Source organism: Vibrio sp. R11-SG3-ISO9, from assembly GCF_059834255.1.
Genome location: NZ_JCBDGU010000021.1, coordinates 1 through 20,668, shown reverse-complemented (window position 1 = coordinate 20,668; position 20,668 = coordinate 1). Strand labels below are relative to the sequence as shown.

11 protein-coding genes and 1 other annotated feature are annotated in these 20,668 nt (G+C 46.2%); of the genes, 5 read left to right on the top strand and 6 right to left on the bottom strand.

Annotation, left to right across the window (positions count from 1 at the left end; translation table 11 throughout):
• Window position 1: 1 nt before the first annotated feature.
• On the bottom strand, window positions 2–2,461 hold the full coding sequence (gene thrA, locus AC6R05_RS06670; RefSeq protein ID WP_500646963.1) for a bifunctional aspartate kinase/homoserine dehydrogenase I: 2,460 nt from the start codon (window positions 2,459–2,461) through the stop codon (window positions 2–4).
• A 31-nt stretch (window positions 2,462–2,492) separates the two neighbouring features.
• Window positions 2,493–2,608 (bottom strand) — a sequence feature (Thr leader region).
• A gap of 320 nt (window positions 2,609–2,928) precedes the next feature.
• On the opposite strand from thrA, the gene AC6R05_RS06665 reads away from it, so the two are divergent.
• The gene (locus AC6R05_RS06665; RefSeq protein WP_152468163.1) at window positions 2,929–3,396 is read left to right on the top strand and encodes a ribonuclease regulator; all 468 of its coding nucleotides are present in this window, start codon (window positions 2,929–2,931) and stop codon (window positions 3,394–3,396) included.
• 67 nt (window positions 3,397–3,463) lie between these two features.
• Here AC6R05_RS06665 and AC6R05_RS06660 read toward each other — a convergent pair whose 3' ends face one another.
• Window positions 3,464–3,949, bottom strand: a complete 486-nt coding sequence (locus AC6R05_RS06660; RefSeq protein ID WP_032553144.1) for a putative 4-hydroxy-4-methyl-2-oxoglutarate aldolase — start codon at window positions 3,947–3,949, stop codon at window positions 3,464–3,466.
• A 542-nt stretch (window positions 3,950–4,491) separates the two neighbouring features.
• Between AC6R05_RS06660 and arcA the strand changes: the two genes are divergently transcribed.
• Complete coding sequence (gene arcA / locus AC6R05_RS06655) at window positions 4,492–5,208, top strand: two-component system response regulator ArcA (protein ID WP_004741534.1); 717 nt, start codon at window positions 4,492–4,494, stop codon at window positions 5,206–5,208.
• A 124-nt stretch (window positions 5,209–5,332) separates the two neighbouring features.
• Here arcA and AC6R05_RS06650 read toward each other — a convergent pair whose 3' ends face one another.
• The 4 genes from AC6R05_RS06650 to mnmL form a co-directional block, all read right to left on the bottom strand.
• Window positions 5,333–5,776, bottom strand: coding sequence for a hypothetical protein (locus AC6R05_RS06650; protein WP_500646962.1), 444 nt, complete (start codon window positions 5,774–5,776; stop codon window positions 5,333–5,335).
• 7 nt (window positions 5,777–5,783) lie between these two features.
• Entirely contained in the window at window positions 5,784–8,129 is a 2,346-nt protein-coding gene (gene arcB, locus AC6R05_RS06645) for an aerobic respiration two-component sensor histidine kinase ArcB (RefSeq protein WP_032553142.1), read from the bottom strand.
• 126 nt (window positions 8,130–8,255) lie between these two features.
• Window positions 8,256–10,028: a diguanylate cyclase gene (locus AC6R05_RS06640; RefSeq protein WP_032553141.1), complete on the bottom strand. Its 1,773-nt coding sequence runs from the start codon at window positions 10,026–10,028 to the stop codon at window positions 8,256–8,258.
• An 81-nt stretch (window positions 10,029–10,109) separates the two neighbouring features.
• Window positions 10,110–11,066 carry a tRNA modification radical SAM protein MnmL/YtqA gene (gene mnmL, locus AC6R05_RS06635; protein ID WP_152468160.1) on the bottom strand — a complete coding sequence of 319 codons (957 nt, stop codon included), beginning with the start codon at window positions 11,064–11,066 and terminating at the stop codon, window positions 10,110–10,112.
• A gap of 531 nt (window positions 11,067–11,597) precedes the next feature.
• Between mnmL and gltB the strand changes: the two genes are divergently transcribed.
• From gltB to AC6R05_RS06620, 3 genes are all read left to right on the top strand, one after another.
• Window positions 11,598–16,145 carry a glutamate synthase large subunit gene (gltB, locus tag AC6R05_RS06630; protein WP_150870932.1) on the top strand — a complete coding sequence of 1,516 codons (4,548 nt, stop codon included), beginning with the start codon at window positions 11,598–11,600 and terminating at the stop codon, window positions 16,143–16,145.
• Window positions 16,145–17,614 carry a glutamate synthase subunit beta gene (locus tag AC6R05_RS06625; RefSeq protein ID WP_500646961.1) on the top strand — a complete coding sequence of 490 codons (1,470 nt, stop codon included), beginning with the start codon at window positions 16,145–16,147 and terminating at the stop codon, window positions 17,612–17,614. Before gltB ends, AC6R05_RS06625 begins: the two co-directional genes overlap by 1 nt.
• Window positions 17,615–18,125: 511 nt before the next feature.
• A partial coding sequence (locus AC6R05_RS06620; RefSeq protein WP_500646960.1) for a glutamate synthase central domain-containing protein occupies window positions 18,126–20,668 on the top strand: 2,543 nt, incomplete at its 3' end.

Here is a 20,668-nt window from a genome sequence, read left to right as displayed (position 1 = left end):
CTTATACTCCTAATTTCCAGCCAAGGGTACGCATTACATCAGAGAATACACCCGCTGCTGTTACCTCAGTACCCGCACCGTAACCACGTAGTACTAATGGGATTGGTTGGTAGTAACGGCTGTAGAATGCTAGCGCGTTCTCACCATCTTTAATCTTGAACATTGGGTCATCGCCATCAACTGCAGCGATGCGAACCTTACATTTACCATCGGCAATTTCGCCTACATAACGCAGCACTTTGCCTTCTTCAGCCGCTTTTGCTGATTGCTCTTGGAAGTAAGCATCCGCTTCTGGTAGACGCGCCATGAACTCTTCTACGCTACCTGAATCATCAAAACCTGGTGGCAGTGCTTGGTCAACTTCTACATCTTCAAGCTCTAAAGCCATACCTGCTTCACGCGCCAAGATAAGGAGCTTACGCGCCACATCCATGCCCGATAGATCGTCACGTGGGTCAGGTTCTGTAAAGCCGTTATCTTTCGCAATATTGGTTGCTTGGCTCAGAGTCATACCTTCATCAAGCTTGCCGAAGATGTAAGACAGAGAGCCCGATAGGATGCCGTTAAATTTCTCAAGTTCATCACCCGCAGAGATAAGGTTCTGCAAGTTCTCGATAACCGGAAGGCCAGCACCTACTGTTGTCTCGTACATCAGCTTACGACGTGAGTTTCGTGCAACCTCACGAAGTTGATGGTAGTACGCCATGCTTGCTGTGTTTGCTTTCTTATTCGGTGTAACAACATGGAAACCCGCTGCTAGGAAATCAGCATACTGGTTTGCAATCACTTCGCTTGACGTACAATCAACCAGTACTGGGTTGATGATGTGGTTACGTTGCACCAAAGCAGCGAGACGCGGCAGGCTGAATTCTTCAGTTGCACTGTTCATGCGGTCACGCCAGTGCTCTAGAGGCAGACCTTCACTATCAAGCAGTAGGCCTTTACTGTTTGCTAAACCACACACGCGGATAACAATGCCTTTCTCTGCCAATTTACCTTGCTGACGCTTGATCTGATCCACCAGCTCGCCACCAACGCCGCCAACACCAACAACGAAGACATCAAGGAAGTGTTTAGAGTTAAATAGGTTTTCGTGACACGCTTTGATCGCTTCTGAGATTTTATCTTCAGGAATCACTGCAGAGATTGCTCGCTCAGAAGAGCCTTGTGCAATCGCGACGATGTTTACGTTCACTTCTGCCAGTGAAGAGAAGAATTGAGAAGCAACACCGCGTGAAGTACGCATGCCGTCACCAACCAAAGTAACGATAGCTACGTCATCCATGAACTCTACTGGCTCAAGTAGGCCATCTTTCAGTTCAAGCTCAAACGCTTCAGACAATACTTGTTGCGCTTTCTGCTTATCTGCAGATTCGATACAGAAGCTGATGCTGTACTCAGATGAAGATTGAGTAATAAGAACAATTGAAACGCCAGCTGAAGACATTGCACCGAATACGCGGCTCGCCATGCCCACCATGCCCTTCATGCCTGGGCCTGAAACGTTAACCATTGTTAGGTCACTTAGGGTAGTGATGCCTTTGATCGCTAGATTGTCTTCGCCGGTATCTTGACCAATCAGTGTGCCCGCACCTTGAGGGTTAAAGCTGTTTTTGATCAAGCAAGGAATGTGGAACTGAGCAATCGGTGCGATGGTTTTCGGGTGAAGAACAGAAGCACCAAAGTATGAAAGCTCCATCGCTTCTTGGTAGCTCAATGACTTAAGAAGACGAGCATCATCAACAAGGCGAGGGTCACAGTTATAAACGCCGTCTACATCCGTCCAGATTTCACAACAATCAGCACGCAGACACGCTGCCAATACCGCTGCTGAGTAGTCAGAACCATTTCGGCCTAGTGTAACTAGCTCACCTTTTTCATTACCGGCAGTAAAGCCAGGCATGATGTTAACGTGTCCTTGAGGAAGAGGATTTTGACGGAAGTTCTGCGTAGAGACATCAACATCAACCATCGCTTCTAGGTGATCACCTTTCGCGTATAGGTACTGAACCGGGTCGATAAGATTCGCTGGCTGACCTTTTGCTTCTAATACAGCCTTCATCAGCTGGATAGAGATACGCTCACCTTTACTGATGATGCGCGCATTAACATGGTTAGGACACATGCCTAATAGGTCAATACCGTTTACAAACTGACGTAGTTGAGTCAGTGATGTCTCAACTTGCTCTTGGAAAGCCGTGCCATCCACGCCCGGAACCAATGCTTTAATGTCAGAAAATAGTGCTACAAAAGAAGACTCAATCTCTTTGATTTGAGATTCCGCTTCACCATGTTTAAGTGCCGACTCAATCACCGCAACCAACTTGTTCGTTGTTTTGCCTGGTGCTGATAGCACGACCGCTAGCTCTTCTTGCTGGGCATTATTAGCGATGATATCCGCCGCTCTCAAAAAACGATCGGCGTCCGCTAATGATGAACCTCCAAACTTTAAAACTCGCATCCCTTCCTCTCCATAAGTCGTAAAAATGGTATAAAAAAAGGCCTGTATCTTGTGGGATACAGGCCTTTATTTGTAAATCCGTTAGTTAGCAGCCTGCCCCAACAATTGTAATGTCGGTAATAATAATGGTTGTGGTCATTACTAGGTGGCTTGAGTGCTGCATATTCAATTCTCTGCGTTTGCTTATCTCTACGTGTATCAAGTTTTGCTACATCTCGTCAATGAAAAGTTACTTTTTTTTCGCATTCACGACATTTTTCATAGTAAGACGTTATTTAGAGCAGAAAGTAGCGATGAAATGCAAGGCATAAAAAATGAACAGAGTTTGCTCTAGATCGCAAAAGCAACCTGTTGCTTATTAATTCTGAGCAAAAAGGTATCTGGTTCGTACAGCTAACCACCAAGATCTGTGCTTTAATTAGACAACAAGCGTATATAACAAATAATAACGACATCAGGAGTGGGAAGTGAAAAGATTACTATTTCTTTTAGCCTTTGCTATGCCTGTTATTTGTAACGCGAATTCGTTGCCTCTCTTACCGAGCCAGCTCGACACCTCTGCACACAAGTTTTTTATCTCTAGCCAAAGCTCAACCAATGAATCATTCGATGTTTGGAAAGTCGACAGTGGCTACTCATACTCGGTGTTTAAGAACGTCGATCTATTCGTAGGTGCTCGTATCAATAGCGATGCTCTAAGGCATGAAAATGGATTCCTTAGTGGCGTAAGCTATCAACTGAGTGATCGCATCTCTTTCAACAGTACCCTGCATACCTACAGTAATGAAGAGGATGTTGAACAAGGAAAAGAAAAGTCGATTGCAGCCGAGGTGACCAGCCGAGTGCAGCTGACCGATAACCTAGACCTGCATGCCACCCTAGATTACGAAGAGTGGCAGCAAGGTGTGGAAGTTGGGATTGGTTTCCGTTTTTAAGCAGATTGCTGGGTCTAGGTCACTTCAACTTCCAAACCGTTTCCCGTTTCCACTTAAAAATCGCTAGCTACGGGTTGATCAGAAGCTCTGAAGAGAGGAGCACTCCGTTCCAATCAGCATAGATGTAGTCACCAGGCTGAATCAGTTGGTTATGAATCGTCAGCGTCACATTCACTTGGCCACTGCCACGTTTCTCAGTTTTGAACGGTGAAGATCCTAGAGCTTGAACACCAAGATCCATCTGCGACATCATACCGACATCACGGATAGCACCATTGACGATCACGCCTTCCCAGCCATTCTCAATCGCCAATATGGCAAGTTGATCACCCAGCAAAGCTTTTTGGCAAGAGCCGTTTCCATCGACCACCAGTACCTTACCCTTTCCGTCACCTTCTAACACATCACGAACCTTAGAATTATCGTGATAGCAACGCACTGTTACAATTTCACCCCAGAACGCAGCACGTTGGCCATAATTCTGTAAAGGGAGATTGAGTAGCGTCACTTTGCTTTCGAACTCATCACATAAGTCCGGTGTTATATCGTGCATATATCCTCCATGAGCGAGACAGGCAGCCCATGCCGCGAGTCCCATGCTTAAAGTAAAAATAAATCCTTTGTTTTCAATACGTCTATAATTAAAAGACAGCTTATCGCTTCCTAGGTTCCACAGCCTACTCTTGATGTAGGTAAGTGTGACTACGAAAGCAAAATATACGAGCCAGTTCGAATAGCCATTCCATATTTATGGCTATTTAATCATTTATAGTGTTGATTAAGCAGTAGCTCATACTAATCAAGTTTGATACCAGACAGCAATTGATATAAATCAACAAAGTGAATGGAATTAACATTATCGCGTTGTTAGCATGCTGTTAACATTATAGAATTCTCAGCAATCACTAACAGAATGATTAAAAGGCGTACTGGATTTACGTTATTGGCAATACTTCAAGGAAGGCAGACAGCTGGAAGTAAGTGTATTTTTGAAAACTTTGAGTTATCATCAAAATTACATTACCTGTATGTTATGTTTTTGCCTAGAATTTATTCTATTAGCACAGTTTCGTCACAAATTTAGGTACCGCCAAAATGCAAACCCCGCAGATTCTTATCGTAGAAGATGAGCAAGTAACTCGTAACACTCTTAAGAGTATTTTTGAAGCAGAGGGATATGCTGTTTTTGAGGCTAGCGACGGTGAAGAGATGCACCAAGTGCTGTCTGACAACCAAGTGAACCTTGTTATCATGGACATCAACTTACCTGGTAAGAACGGCCTTCTACTTGCTCGTGAACTACGTGAGCAAGCAAATGTTGCGCTAATGTTCTTAACTGGTCGTGATAATGAAGTAGACAAAATCCTTGGTCTAGAAATTGGTGCAGATGATTACATCACTAAGCCTTTCAACCCTCGTGAACTGACTATCCGTGCACGCAACCTTCTGAACCGTTCAATGAGCACAAGCTCTGTTCAAGAAGAAAAGCGCAGCGTTGAGAAGTACGAATTCAACGGTTGGGTTTTGGATATCAACAGCCGCTCTCTAGTAAGCCCAGATGGCGAAGGCTACAAGCTGCCTCGCTCTGAGTTCCGTGCACTACTGCACTTCTGTGAGAATCCAGGCAAGATCCAAACACGTGCAGATCTTCTTAAGAAGATGACTGGCCGTGAGCTTAAGCCACATGACCGTACAGTAGACGTAACTATCCGTCGTATTCGTAAGCACTTTGAATCAGTATCTGGTACGCCAGAAATCATTGCTACGATTCACGGTGAAGGCTACCGCTTCTGTGGTGATCTAGAAGACTAATTCACACCATCACAGTGAATAGAAAAAGGGAGAATGCTCAGCATCCTCCCTTTTTTAATACCCGTTTCACGCGGCACGAATAGCATGCCGGAGCACGCTATTCTTGATTTACTGAAACGCTTATTTAGTAAACCGTATCCACTTTAACGTCTTTCTCAACTAGCCACTTCACCGCTTCACCATCTTTCAGCTCCACTGCAACATCTACAGGTTGTTCGCTGTCGATCTCTAGCTGCCACACAAACGCCACTTCCCATTGCGTTTCATTGTGCGTTCTTAGGTCTAGGTCATCGCCAGTAATAAGTAGCGTGTCCGCGCCCTGTTTAACAGTGACACTCTCAACAGCCAGTGTCGCTGGTAATTGAGAATCTGATTCAAGGTAAATGGCACCATGCAGTGTCTCATCTTGTGCTTCACCAATGGTTGGCATCTTATTTAGCCAAAGATTACTTTTCATTGTGATGGTCGTAGTAGAAACTTCGACTTGGTTGTCTTGTTGCCATTCTACTTGTGGTGCAGAACAACCCGCTAATGCCACGACACAGGCGGCGAATGCTAATTTTTTCATTATTCTTCTACCTTTGATTTAACCAACTCTTTAAGACTTCAATGTCGTTCTGATATTCGTTGTTAATTTCATCGACCCAATCTGAGATGTTCTCCCACCATGCTGGTAGATCCGGTGATTGCGCTTTTTGCGCCACTTGTTGAATTCGTTTCAAACCAATCGAGCCTGCAGCCCCCTTGATCTTATGTGCTTCTGAAACGATATTGGCTTGGTCTTTTGCCACCATGTTTGAGTTTAGGATATCCATGTAGTCAGGCATCATATCTTCAAACATCGCGATGCTATCAAGCACAGGCTTAGGGCCAACAATATCAACATAAGACTCTAGCATCTCAATATCAAGCAAGCTGGTGTCTATGGACGTAGTTTTCGGCTCCACCACTTGTGCCTCTTCAATCACTTGTGGTTTATCCGGTTGCTCGCTCTCTATCAGCTTAGCAATCACATCTTGAATTGCTTTCACAGATAGCGGCTTACTGATGGCATCATCCATCCCTTTGTTGAGGTACTCTTTCTTGTTGTTAAGCACATTGGCCGTCAACGCCACCAGCGGTGGTAACTCTGAGTACTTCTCACGATAGTACTTAGCGATATCAAAACCGGTCATGTCTGGAAGTTGAATATCCAGCAAGACCAGATCAAACTCTTGCGGATTGAACGCAATCTGCGCCTCTTTACCGGTCATGACCACCGTTACTTTGTGACCTAAACTCTCAAGCAGCGAACGGGCAACCGTAACATTGAGTTCGATGTCTTCCACCATAAAGATGTTCAATTGCGACTGCTTTCTTGGCGTCTTCACTAGAGCTTGAGTATCGTGATTAACAGGTACACGAATCGAGACAGTAAAGGTACTGCCGAAGCCCTCTTCACTGCTTACGGTAATGTCGCCGTCCATCATGTTGATCAACTGCTTAGAAACTGCTAAGCCAATCCCCGTCCCAACGGCGTGCAAATTATCAGAGCCGGATTTCACTTGGTAATACATCGCAAAGATCTTGTCGATTTCACTCTCTGGAATACCAATACCGGTGTCTTCCACTTCCATCGTGATATGCGCGAAGTCATCTTCGATATCCGCGCTCACCGTCATTACCACGCCGCCGTCTTTGGTGAACTTCATCGCGTTACTAACGAGATTCCAGAGTACTTGGCGCAAGCGAGTGCCATCAACTTCTACTGCTGTTGGCAGATCAGATAGTCTTTCGAGATCGAACCTCAATCCTTTCTGCTCCGCCATCAATGCAGAGATGCTCTCCATCTCAGAAACAAAGTCTTCAAAATTAATTGGCGTCGGGAAAAGCTCAAGCTTGCGTCGGTCGAACTTATCCATGTCGATAATATCGTTAAAGATATTCCCAAGCGTCACAGCGCTGACCTTAATAGTCTGCATATGTTTACGCTGCTCAGTCGTCAATTGACTATCGAGTAGCATACGACTCAAGCCGACAATACCGTTAAGCGGGGTGCGCAGCTCATGGCTGATGGTTGAAATGAATGTGGTCTTATCGCGACTGGCTTTCTCAAGCGACTCTTCATGCTCTTTACGCTCAGTGATATCACGTCCAAAGCCCACCAAGCCAAGGTGACGACCATCCTTGCTGTAGAAAGGAACCTTGCGCAATTCGAAGTAGTTCTTACGCCCATCTGGGTACTCCAACCACTGCTCATAGGTGACAGCTTGATTGTCAGCAAAGACCTTCTCATCAGTCTCAACCACTTGCTGAGCCACCTCTTTGCTGTAGACATCCCAAGGCGTTAAGCCAACTAGGTCTTTCTCTGTTTTACCAGTCAGCTCTTCAACGGCTCGGTTACATCCAGAGAATACGCCATCTTCGTTGCGGTAATAGATAAGGTCAGGAGAAGCATCAATGAAGGAACGCAAAAGAGCGGTTCGCTCTGCTAATTCAAGCTGAGTGCGTTCGCGCTGAAAGACTTCGTTCTCGAGGTCATGCATTGCTTCAGCACGCGCCTCTTCAGCCTTTTCACGCTCTTCAATCTCTTGGTTAAGCTTCTCGATATTGAGCTGTAATTTGTTGTTTAGCTCTTGGTCACGCTCGCGCATGTCCCCAAGTTTAGAGACCAATTTAGCGAGGCGCTGACGAGACTCTTCCAGCTGATCAACAACGACAGAGAGAAAATAGACGGCCCAAGGAGTGATAACCAAACCAAAGAAGACAGAGCGGACAATATCGATATCATCGACATTACCTTTGAGAGCCAGAGTGATACCAACTTGAACCACGACCGCGAGTGCGACCAGTGCTAATGCGAGGAGAATAGAGAATCGGACAATTCCCAGCTTTACGAGAAGATCAACGTAATACTGGGCGAGATTTTTCATGGGTTTCATTTAGCGCTCCATGCGATAAGACTAGCAATATTCTACCCTGTTTAGACAAGGGAGGTAAGCTAGCCACATCACATGCAACAGCCATGCGGGCATTTAATTACGCTTATCCTGGTGTCTGTTGATGGCTCATAAACCCAAGGTATGGAGACGCCCTGTTGAGCTAGGGTGAACACTGGTTTGATTACGTCCATCCGCTTTAGCTTGATAGAGGGCACTGTCAGCCAAGGCAACCGCCGATTCCATCTCATCATCGAGCGTTGGAATGTAAGAAACCACCCCGATACTCACTGTCACCCACTCAGAAACCAGAGACTTTTCGTGAACAATGCCAAGGCTTTGAATCTCATCATGGATACGTTGCGCCACCAGCTGAGCACCTTCAGTTGCTGTGTTTGGCAATATGAAGGCAAACTCTTCACCACCGTAACGCGCAACACAGTCAGACGATCGGTTGAGCACGCGTTTAAAGGCTTTTGATACTTGAATCAAAGCGTCATCACCTTGTTGGTGACCATAGAAATCGTTATAGCCTTTAAAGTAGTCGATATCACATAGCATGATGGTAAGTGGCTGCCTTTCTCGAACATGGAAATGCCACAAGGTAGAAAGCTGCTCATCAAAACGGCGGCGGTTAGAAACTTGAGTCAGGCTATCTAAGAAGCTCAAGCGCTCTAGCTCTAAGTTCGCCTCTTCAAGTTTCTGCTCTGCTAAATAACGTTCTGAAATATCACGCGCCATGATCAGTACACCACTGGTGCTTGATGCTGGATCTTTAAATGGAGATTTCACCACATCGTACCAAGTCTGTTCACCATCACTTGAGACGACCTTATCGATGTAGCGCAGTGATTTTCCTTGATGAAGCACTTGATGATCAGAATCTGAAAGGCGCAAGTACATGCTGTTTGGCACAACGTCTTGTAAGCGCTTGCCGACTAAGTCACTCACCTCAGAAATCCCTAATGCGGCAACAAACGGTTTATTACACGCTTGATAAACCATGTTCTCGTTGAAGATGCCGATCGAATCTGGGCTAGCCTCTAAGATGTTTTGAAGAATGGTGTCTCTCTGTGCTAACGCGACTTCGGTGTCTTTACGCTTTTCCATCTCATCGCGCAGTTGTTGCTGCATGTCATGCCAATCGGTCACATCATGGCTGATGGAGAGAGTACCAATCCTCTCCCCATTTCCATCAATCAACACACTTTGATAGGTCTCAAGCAGGCAGCTCTTTCCTTCTTGATCGGTCGTCCAGCTGCGTTGGCTGACTCGCCCTTTTAGTGCGCCACTCGACACACTCAGCGTGCCCTCTTCTAGACGACCATGCCAAAACTTCTTAAACGATCGGTTACTAGCCACGAGATCGCCCTTTTGATCTTTTACATAAATCAATTCAGACAGCGAATCCAAAGCGGTACGAGCAACATTAAGCTCTCGCAATTCTTGAGATTGTTCTTCACTAGAGTGTTTATGCGGCGTTGCGTAGAGCATCCATACACGTTTACCGCGGAAGATCATCTTACGCCCTAGCATGTTGACCTTGCGAGATTCGAACTCAGATAACGCCCACATCAGGCATTGTTCAAAAGAGTGACTACTTTGATGATTAGAAAGATTTTCAGAAAAGGCAGTTTGACAGTCATTGGTTGGGTAGCGGAAATGAGTACCCATCTGACGGATACCCAATAATTGCATAGCCTGACGATTCGCATGCACGATTTCGCCACTCTTAACATCGACCATACACAAAGGTGCAGGCGTGGCGAGCAGCAGATGTTCGATATGCGCTTGATAACGGGAATAGAGATACCAGCCGAACAAGGTAAACAGCAGAAGGGTAACAATAAACGATCCATAGCAAATCGCATTGTCCCACAACCAAGTCATCAATGGTTCCATCTACCCTCTGTCTATATACATCTCTAATAAGGGCGGATCTTATCACTAATTGATCTTTTTATCTCTACAAGCCGCTGTAGGTTAATTCGGTGTCGGGTTTAGCTGTGGCAAAGTGTAGACAAAAGCCTCGCCATTCTTGCAGCCTTGAGCGCCACTTTTATCTAGCGAACGACCAATCTCGGTCATGGCGAGCCAACGGTTCTCACACCACAATGGCGACAACAAAGTTGGTCTACGCGCTGCAGAAGAGACTCGATGATAAATCACCTCAGCCGGAGTACGCTGAATCATATCCGTAGCAATATCGACATACTCTTCTAAAGATGGAGCTTCTAACTTGCCGGCTTTCCACGCCTTAGCCATAGTGCTACCCTCAACAATATGTAAGCCGTGCAGTTTGATTCCGTCCGTACCAACGTTTAAAACACGATCTAATGTTTCAAGGTTGTCAACTTTAGTCTCTTTAGGTAAACCAACGATTAAATGGGTACACACCTTGATACCTAATGCTCTAGCACGCTTGGTGATACTCTCATAAATAGCGAAATCGTGACCACGGTTGATACGCTTTAACGTTTGATCATTTGCGGTCTGTAGTCCCAATTCTAACCAGATCTCGTAGCCTTGTTTTACATAACCAGCCAGCAGATCTAATACGGAATCCGGCACACAATCAGGGCGCGTTCCAACACACAATCCAACGATATCAGCACCCGGCGCTTTGAGCGCCTCTTCATACATATTCTTCAACACCTGAACTTCTGCATAGGTACTGGTGTACGCCTGAAAATAAGCGAGATACTTTTTAGCTCGTGCAATTTCGCCTGCTCTATCGTTGAGTTGAGCTGCAATACTTTGGACTTGAGTCTCTTCGTCTGCAAACGACGCAACGTTACAAAAAGTACAGCCTCCTCGCCCTATAGTTCCATCACGGTTAGGACAACTGAAACCACCATGTAAAGTCAGTTTATGGACCTTTTCGCCATAGCGACGCTGGAGATCTTGACCAATCGTATTGACCAGTTCGTGTAATTGCATGAGAGGTGCACCGAGCTAAATAAGAATGAATATCAATTTCATCCATGAAATTTAATTACAGGATTTCATAAATTAAGCCGGGCAGCTTACTGAAAAGCGTTTGCGAGACACCTAACAAATATCAATAAAAATGCAAAAAAACGGCTCTATTTGCCTAATGTTGCACAAATGTTATGCAAAAAATTCAATTCAAAACGAAAAAAATGGTCTACATTGCTCAACTTTCATTGCAATTATCCTTAACAAAATTGTAGGATACTTACACATATTGGCCTTTTTTGAGTATTTTATTACAGCTCAAACTTGCTAATAAATCGGTGTTATCCAAATCCCACCTATATAAACCACTAGTTTGTGGTCAAAAAAAAACGGATATCACTAAGGATTGTTTTTCTCGCAAAATTTTTCCTGCGAGAGACAGAAAGGACTCAAACCGCCAACACAGGGCAGGTTTAGACTCATAAATATAAAAGGACAAGGCTGACGAAGTGCAAACTAGTTACGCCTAGATTTAACTGGAAGGATGTATCTATGGTAGATCAAGAGCAGAACTCACAGGGTCTGTATACTCCTGAATTGGAGCATGACGCTTGTGGTATCGGTTTTGTAGCTCACCTCAAAAACCGTAAGTCTCATGAAGTAGTGACCCAAGCACTAGATATGCTAGCTCGAATGGAACACCGTGGTGGCCAAGGCTGCGATCCGTGTTCAGGTGATGGCGCAGGTATCTTGCTGCAAAAACCACACGAGTTTCTACTTGAAGAGACGGTAAAGCTGGGTATTAAGCTGCCATCTTTTGAAAAATACGGTGTTGGTGTTGTACTTTTCCCTAAAGACGAACACAAGCGTGCACAATGTCGCGACATTCTGGAGCGCAATGCACAACGCCTAGAGTTAGAAGTGATCGGTTACCGTGTGTTGCCAACTGATAACTCAATGATCGGCGCAGACCCACTGAGCACAGAGCCTCAATTCGAGCATGTATTTATCTCTGGTGGTCCAGGTATCACACCTGAAGAGTTAGAGCGTAAACTGTACGTTCTACGTAACTACACGGTTCGAGTATGCCTTGAGAGTGTGTCTAACATTGGTGATGACTTCTACATCAACTCTATGTCTTACAAGACGGTTGTGTACAAGGGTCAGCTAACCACTGAACAAGTACCTCAGTACTTCCTAGACCTACAAAACCCAACGATGGTAAGTGCTCTTGCGCTGGTTCACTCTCGTTTCTCTACCAATACATTCCCTCGCTGGCGTCTAGCACAGCCTTTCCGTTACATCGCTCACAACGGTGAAATCAACACAGTTCGCGGCAACCTGAACTGGATGAAGGCCCGTGAAGCGATCATCGAATCTGACCTGTTCACTCAGGCAGAGATCGACATGCTACTGCCTATCTGTCAGGAAGGCAGCTCAGATTCATCTAACTTCGATATGGCACTTGAGCTCCTAGTTCTATCTGGTCGCAGCCTGCCACATGCGTTGATGATGATGATCCCTGAAGCATGGCAAGAAAACAAAAACATGGATCCAACTCGTCGCGCGTTCTACCAGTACCACGCGAACGTAATGGAACCGTGGGATGGCCCGGCATCTGTATGTTTCACTGACGGTGTTCAAGTAGGTGCAACCCTTGACCGTAACGGTCTGCGTCCTTCTCGCTACACAGTGACTAAAGATGACTTCCTAGTGATGGCTTCAGAGTCTGGTGTTGTTGAAATCGAACCAGAGAACGTTGAGTTCCGTGGTCGTCTACAACCAGGTCGTATCTTCGTCGCTGACCTAGAGCAAGGCCGCATCATTTCTGATGAAGAAGTGAAAGATGGCATTGCATCAGCACAGCCATACGAGAAGTGGGTTGAAGAAAACCTACTGAGCCTGAAAAAACTGCCAGATGCGAGCAACGAATTCAGCCAGCCTTCACCAGAGAAGCTACTGCACAAGCAGCAAGCGTTTGGTGTCAGCTCTGAAGAAGTCAACGAAATCATTGTACCGATGGCGAAAGATGGTAAAGAGCCACTTTCTGCAATGGGTGCCGACTGGCCACTAGCGATTCTTTCGCACCAGTCACAACATCTATCAAACTACTTTAAGCAGCTATTTGCTCAGGTAACTAACCCGCCAATCGACCCGATTCGTGAGCGTATGGTTATGTCTCTGAACACTTACCTAGGTAAAGATCAGAACCTACTGGCTGAGTCTCCAGAGCACTGTCAAAAAGTAGAGCTTGAGTCGCCAGTTCTATCTAACTCTGAACTTGAGAAGCTACGTGCTATCGATAACGAGCACCTTCAAGCAAAAACGCTAGACATCGTATTCCAAGCAAGCGAAGACGAAGGCAAACTAGAGCGTGCACTTAAGCGTATCTGTCAGTACGCGGAAGATGCCGTTATCGATGGCTACTCAATCATCCTTCTAACAGACCGCGCAGTTAACTCAAACCATGCCGCAATCCCAGCAATGCTGGCGGTTGGCGCAGTTCACCACCACCTAATCCGTAAAGGTCTACGTGCGAAGTGTGACATTGTGGTTGAGACAGGTGATGCTCGTGAGACGCACCACTTCGCAACTCTGATCGGTTACGGCGCAAACGCAGTGAACCCATACCTAGTTATCGAAACTATGGTTGACCTGCAGCGTACGAAGAAACTTGATCCGGAAACAAACATTCGCGAGCTGTTCGAAAACTACCGTAAGTCAATCAATGGCGGTCTTCTGAAGATCTTCTCGAAGATGGGTATTTCAACACTGCAGTCTTACCACGGTGCACAGATCTTCGAAGCACTGGGTATCAGCAAGTCTGTGGTTGATAAGTACTTCACAGGTACGGTTTCACGTATCCAAGGTCTAACGATCGATGATATCGCTAAGGAAGTTCTAGTGCGTCACCGTATCGGCTTCCCGACTCGTGAAATCCCAGTACAAGTGCTTGATGTGGGTGGTGTTTACCAATGGAAACAGCGTGGTGAAAAACACCTGTTTAACCCTGAGACTATCTCACTACTACAAGAATCAACGCGCAACAAAGACTACGCCCAGTTCAAGAAATACGCGAAAGCGGTTGATGACCAAGGTGATAACGCAGCAACGCTACGTAGCCAACTAGACTTTGTTAAGAACCCAGCAGGTTCAATCCCGCTAGAAGAAGTAGAACCAATCGAAAACATCCTTAAGCGTTTCGCGACAGGTGCAATGTCATTCGGTTCTATCTCTTACGAAGCACACTCAACACTGGCAGTAGCGATGAACCGCATCGGCGCGAAATCGAACTCTGGTGAGGGTGGTGAAGATCCAATGCGTTTCGAGCGCAAAGAGAACGGTGACTGGGAGCGCTCTGCAATCAAACAGGTTGCTTCAGGCCGTTTTGGTGTGACGTCTTACTACCTAACTAACGCAGATGAGCTACAGATCAAGATGGCTCAAGGCGCGAAACCAGGTGAAGGTGGTCAACTACCAGGTGATAAGGTTGATGACTGGATCGGTGCCACACGTCACTCGACTCCGGGCGTAGGTCTAATCTCGCCACCACCGCACCACGATATCTACTCAATCGAAGATTTGGCTCAGTTGATCTACGACTTGAAGAACGCAAACCGTGCTGGCCGCGTTAACGTGAAGCTAGTATCGGAAGCAGGTGTAGGTACCATCGCATCAGGTGTAGCGAAAGCGAAAGCCGACGTAGTTCTTATCGCTGGTTTTGATGGCGGTACAGGTGCATCACCGATGTCGTCAATCCGTCACACAGGTCTACCTTGGGAGCTAGGTCTAGCAGAAACGCACCAAACGCTTCTGAAGAACGGCCTACGTAACCGTATCGTAGTTCAATCTGATGGTCAGATGAAAACTCCTCGCGACCTTGCAGTAGCAACACTTCTGGGTGCTGAGGAGTGGGGTGTAGCAACAGCAGCGTTGGTTGTTGAAGGCTGTATCATGATGCGTAAGTGTCATAAGAACACCTGTCCTGTTGGTATCGCAACACAAAACAAAACGCTACGTGAGCGCTTCGACGGCCGCGTAGAAGACGTAGTGACATTCTTCCAGTACATGGCTGAAGGTCTACGTGAAGTGATGGCTGAGCTTGGCTACCGCACTATCGATGAGATGGTAGGTCAGTCGCACAAACTGAAAGTGCGTGAAGACATCCAACACTGGAAATACAAGAACCTAGATCTGTCTCCTGTGCTTCACATTGAGCAAGCTCGTGATGAAGATGGTGTTTACAACCAAACACAGCAGAACCACAACCTAGAAGAAGTTCTAGACCGTAAGTTGATCCAAGCTGCGATTCCAGCACTTGAAAAAGGCGAAGCCGTAGACGCGGAATTCCCTATAATCAACACGGACCGCTCTGCGGGTACCATGCTATCTAACGAAATCTCTAAGGTTTACAAAGACGCAGGTCTACCTCAGCCAATGAACGTGAAGTTCAATGGTTCTGCAGGCCAATCTTTCGGTGCTTTCCTTGCTAAGGGCGTGAAGTTCGAAGTGGAAGGTGATGCGAACGATTACTGGGGTAAGGGCCTATCTGGCGGTACGCTAGTACTTTACCCAGATGCGAAATCAACCATCGTTGCTGAAGATAACATCGTTGTAGGTAACGTATGTTTCTACGGCGCGACCTCTGGTGAATCATACATCCGCGGTATGGCCGGTGAGCGTTTCTGTGTACGTAACTCAGGCGCGAAAGTGGTTGTAGAGGGTGTTGGTGACCACGGTTGTGAATACATGACTGGTGGTGTCGCAGTAATCCTTGGCTCAACAGGTCGTAACTTTGCGGCAGGTATGAGTGGCGGTGTGGCTTACGTTTGGGATAAGTCAGGTGACTTCGAAACTAAGCTAAACCCTGAGTTGGTAGACCTAGATCCAATCGAAGAAGAAGATCGTGAACTACTAAAAGAGATGCTAACTAAGCAGGTTCAATTCACAGGAAGTGAAGTTGCTCAGTCTTTCCTAGACAACTTTGAAGTAAGCCTAGCCTCAATGGTTAAGGTTATGCCGCGCGACTACAAAGCGGTACTTCAAAAGCGTAAGGCTGAAGCAGAGCAAGCACAAACGGAACAAGTGGAGGCAGTATAATGGGTAAGCCTACTGGATTTTTAGAGCATGGTCGTGAGCTTCCAAAGAAGCTCGACCCATCAGTTCGTATCGAAGACAACAAAGAGTTCGTACTTAACGAAGAGTTTGGCGACAAGATCAATACTCAAGCTTCTCGTTGTATGGACTGTGGTGTCCCTTTCTGTCACAGCGGTTGTCCGATTGGTAACATCATCCCAGAATTTAACGACGCGGTTTACCGTGACAGCTGGGAAGAGGCTTGGAACATTCTAAGCTCTACCAACAACTTCCCTGAATTCACAGGTCGTGTGTGCCCTTCTCCTTGTGAGAGCGCTTGTGTTCTTGGTATCAACCAAGACCCAATCACTATCTGTAATATCGAGAAGACGATTGTAGAAACTGCGTACCGTGAAGGGTACGCAAAACCAAAAACACCTCGCTCTCGCACAGGTAAAACGATAGCAATCATCGGTTCTGGCCCTGCAGGTCTTGCAGCAGCTGAGCAGCTAAACAGTGCGGGTCACTCAGTGACAGTATTTGAGCGTGATGAGAAAGTTGGCGGCCTACTACGCTTCGGTATCCCAGACTTCAAACTGGGTATGGACGTGATTGATCGTAAGATCAACTTGATGGCTGAAGCGGGTGTTGAGTTCAAAGTAAACCAGCACATCGGTGTTGATGTGAATGCTCAACAGCTTCGTCAAGAGTTCGATGTGGTACTGCTAACAGGTGGCTCAACGGTTCCACGTGACCTTCCTGTTCCAGGTCGTGAACTGAAAGGCGTTCACTTCGCAATGGAATTCCTTGGTCAAAACAACCGCCGCGCAAATGACATGGATCTTAAAGGTGAAGAAATTCACGCGAAAGACAAGCATGTTGTAGTAATCGGTGGTGGTGATACCGGCTCCGACTGTGTGGGTACGTCTAACCGTCATAAAGCAGCAAGCGTTACTCAGGTTGAGATCATGCCGATCCCACCAGAGAAGCGTCCTGCAAACATGCCTTGGCCTCAGTATCCAATGATCATGAAAACAACCACTTCTCACGAAGAAGGTTGTGATCGTCACTGGAACATTCTGACTAAAGAGTTTATCGGTAACGATAAAGGCGAAGTCACTGGTCTACGTATCGCAGACATCGTTTGGCAAGATGCTAAGCCTGGTGAGCGCCCAGGGTTTGAAGAAGTAGCAAACTCAGAGCGTGTTATTCCATGTGACATGGCATTCCTAGCAATGGGCTTCCTACACCCAGAACCAACAGGTGTACTTGCTCAATTGGACATCAAACTGGATGATCGCGGCAACGTAGCAACTGACGGCTTCGCAACCAACCAAAAAGGTGTGTTTGCAGCGGGTGATATGCGTACGGGTCAATCTCTGGTTGTACGTTGTATCAACGAAGGTCGTGAATGTGCTATTGCTATCGATGACTTCCTAATGGGCAACTCAAACCTAGAAGCGAAAGCAGACTCTTTGATGCTTTCTGCATAGAATTTTAATAACAATTCCTTCCAAACTTTTGGCCAACACTCTGTGTTGGCCTTTTTTGTTTCTGCAATACAGTACGCTTGTTATTTATCTATTTATCCATTTTTTATGAATTAAGACGAAAAAATGACATGTAACAACAATGATTAATAATCATTATCAACTGGGTTAATAAGTCTAGAAAACACGACAAAACAATAGAAAAAATCACAACTTGGTCATTTTTAGCGCGCATTTACAGATTAATTAACTATTCAAAATCCCCCTAGCTAGAAAACCAACTACTTGCTATCAATTTTTTAACATGATAAGTATGGAGATCGCTTTAAAAGAACAAGAATCGTTCAAATAAGAAAACCAACATTTTCTGCAGGAGCAGTCTAGTTGGTTTCCCCATTCGATGTTGTGAAAGGCTTCACTCACGATTGGGATATAAGCTGAGGCTTCGGCACTGTAGTGATACATGCCAAAGGAACCCGCAGTCTCAACTGCAAGCAATCAAGGAAATGATCGAATGAATCAGGAATATCGCTCGCTTTATGACCGCGAGCATGAACACTCCAGCTGTGGGGTGGGCTTCATCACCGATAAAACTGGTGAACAAACCCATCAACTGCTGTCTCTGGCCCACCAAGCTCTGTGTACTATTCCACATCGTGGAGGTATGAATGCAGAAGGTATTGGTGATGGCGCTGGGGTCAACATTGACCTGTCGATTAACTTTTATCGTCATCTACTCAAGTCCTCAAACCTTGAGTCTGGCGACTTTGGTGTTGCGAACTTCTTCTTTCCTTTCAATCGTGAACACCATGCTCAAGCAAAACAGCTCATAGAAGAAAATCTATCTAAGTATCAACTGGATATTGCACTGTGGCGAGAGGTCCCTATCGACCCATCTGCGGTTAACGATGCGTCACGCCAAGTTCAGCAATCGATCCAGCAAGTGGTATTTTTAAATGGTGATTTGTCTCGCAACGCAGATCTTTTCGAACATCAGATCAACCTAGCGTTGGGGGAAATTGAATCTGTAGGCTTCACTGATGATGCTCTATCTGGTTTCTATCCGCTGTCGATGAGTTCAAAAACTCAGGTCTATAAAGGACGTCTAAACTCGTGGGAAGTCGTACCCTATTTTAGTGACCTCAGCCACCCTGAGCACCACATCACGACCCTATTCTTCCACACACGTTTTTCAACCAACACTGCGCCAGCTACCATGATGGCTCAACCTTTCCGTCGTATGGCGCACAACGGTGAATTGAACACGGACAAGAAAAACCGACTCAGTGAAGATGCCATTGCACGTCAACAACAGAAGCGAGTGATCTTTCCAAAAGGTCAGTCAGACTCTGCTCGACTCGACCAAACACTGGCGCGCCGTGTGGTTGAAGATGAGTTAGACATTGTTACCGCTGTATTGGCGATGATGCCACCAGCATGGGAAAACGATGAACGTCTCTCTCCTGAAGTGAAAGCGATGCTTGAGTACTTCAGTCTTTCTGAAGAGAAAAACGATGGTCCAGCAGCGCTCATTTTCTCCGATGGCCAAAAAGTCGGAGCTCGATTAGACCGACTAGGACTGCGTCCACTACGTAGTGTTGAAACAGACCGCTACCTTGCAGTGATGAGTGAAGCCGGTCAGATTGATTTTCCCGCAGAAGAGATTGTGCGCTTTGGACGAATCCAAGCTGGTGGCATGATCTACTTCGATCACGCGACAGGTCGTAGCTACGAGACCAACGAGATCCTCGAAACTCTGGCTAAAGAGCGTAACTATGGCGCTCTACTTGAGTCAGCTCGTATTACCCTTGGCGATCTTGAGGCAGCATCTTTAGATAGCGTGACTGAAAACGAAAATTTCAGCGCCTACAGCCGTCATGTGGCCTACTCTCTAAACCAAGAGAGCTTTAAATTCTTCCTCGATCCTATGATTGAGCACGGTGCTGAGAAGATCACTGCGATGGGCTTTGGCCTAGCACCAAACGTGCTGACCGATGAAGAAGGCGGCATGTCCAAGTACTTCAGCCAACGTTTTGCACAGGTCACCAACCCACCTCTCGACTCTTTACGTGAATCGGATGGTATGACGCTGCGTGTCGCTCTTGGTGCGAAGCCCAATTTCAGCCCAAGCGAAACCGTACAACTGGTTCTCAACTCACCAATTCTACAACCTCAACAACTTGAACAGATTTTCTCGCAAGATCGAATCAAAGTTGAAACATTTGATGCCCTTTTCAATCCAACATTAAATAGCAGGGAAGATAATTCCGCGCGCGTTGCTGAAGCACTTACTGAACTCTGTGACCAGATTCAGGCTTCGGTTGAGAACGGTACCAATATTGTGGTGCTGAGCGATAAACAGATTGGCAATGGTAAGGCTGCACTACCAGCGATTCTTGTCGCTACCGCCGTCAACCAAAGACTGATTAAACGCGGTCTGCGTTTCGATGCCAGCGTGATTTATCAAACGGGTCAGGCAGCAAGTAGCCATGACATCGCCTGCCTATTAGGTTTTGGTATCTCAGCCGTCTGCCCTATCTCTGTCTACCACCGCGCCAAAACGCTGTGTAACAACCAATCGATTGAGCAAGGCTTAAAGAACTTCCAAAAAGCCTGCGAAAAATCGCTGATGAAGACCATGGGTAAATTTGGCCTTTGTACGGTAGAGAGTTATATCGGTGGTGAGTTCTTCGAGTCTAACTTCCTGGATACCGATTCAGAACAACTCAACAGTTTCTTCCCGAATATCAGCTCGCCAGTTGGCGGTGCACAATTTGATGATCTAGCGTGGAGCTCTGCAAAGTGGCACTTTAAAGCCCTAGCGATCAACGAAGAAAATCAGATCCCGTTACTAGGTCTGTTTAAAGAACGTCAAGATGGCGCGGGCCACAGCTTCGGTAATACCGCGGTTCGTGAATACATCAACATGACGCAGGAAGAGGTGCGCTACGTTGATCCAGTTGCTGAACAAGCGCTTGAATCCACCGTCGCCACCAGCGAAGACGTTGCGTACAAGCAGACAGGTTATGAGAAACTCAGCTCTGAAGAGATCGATAA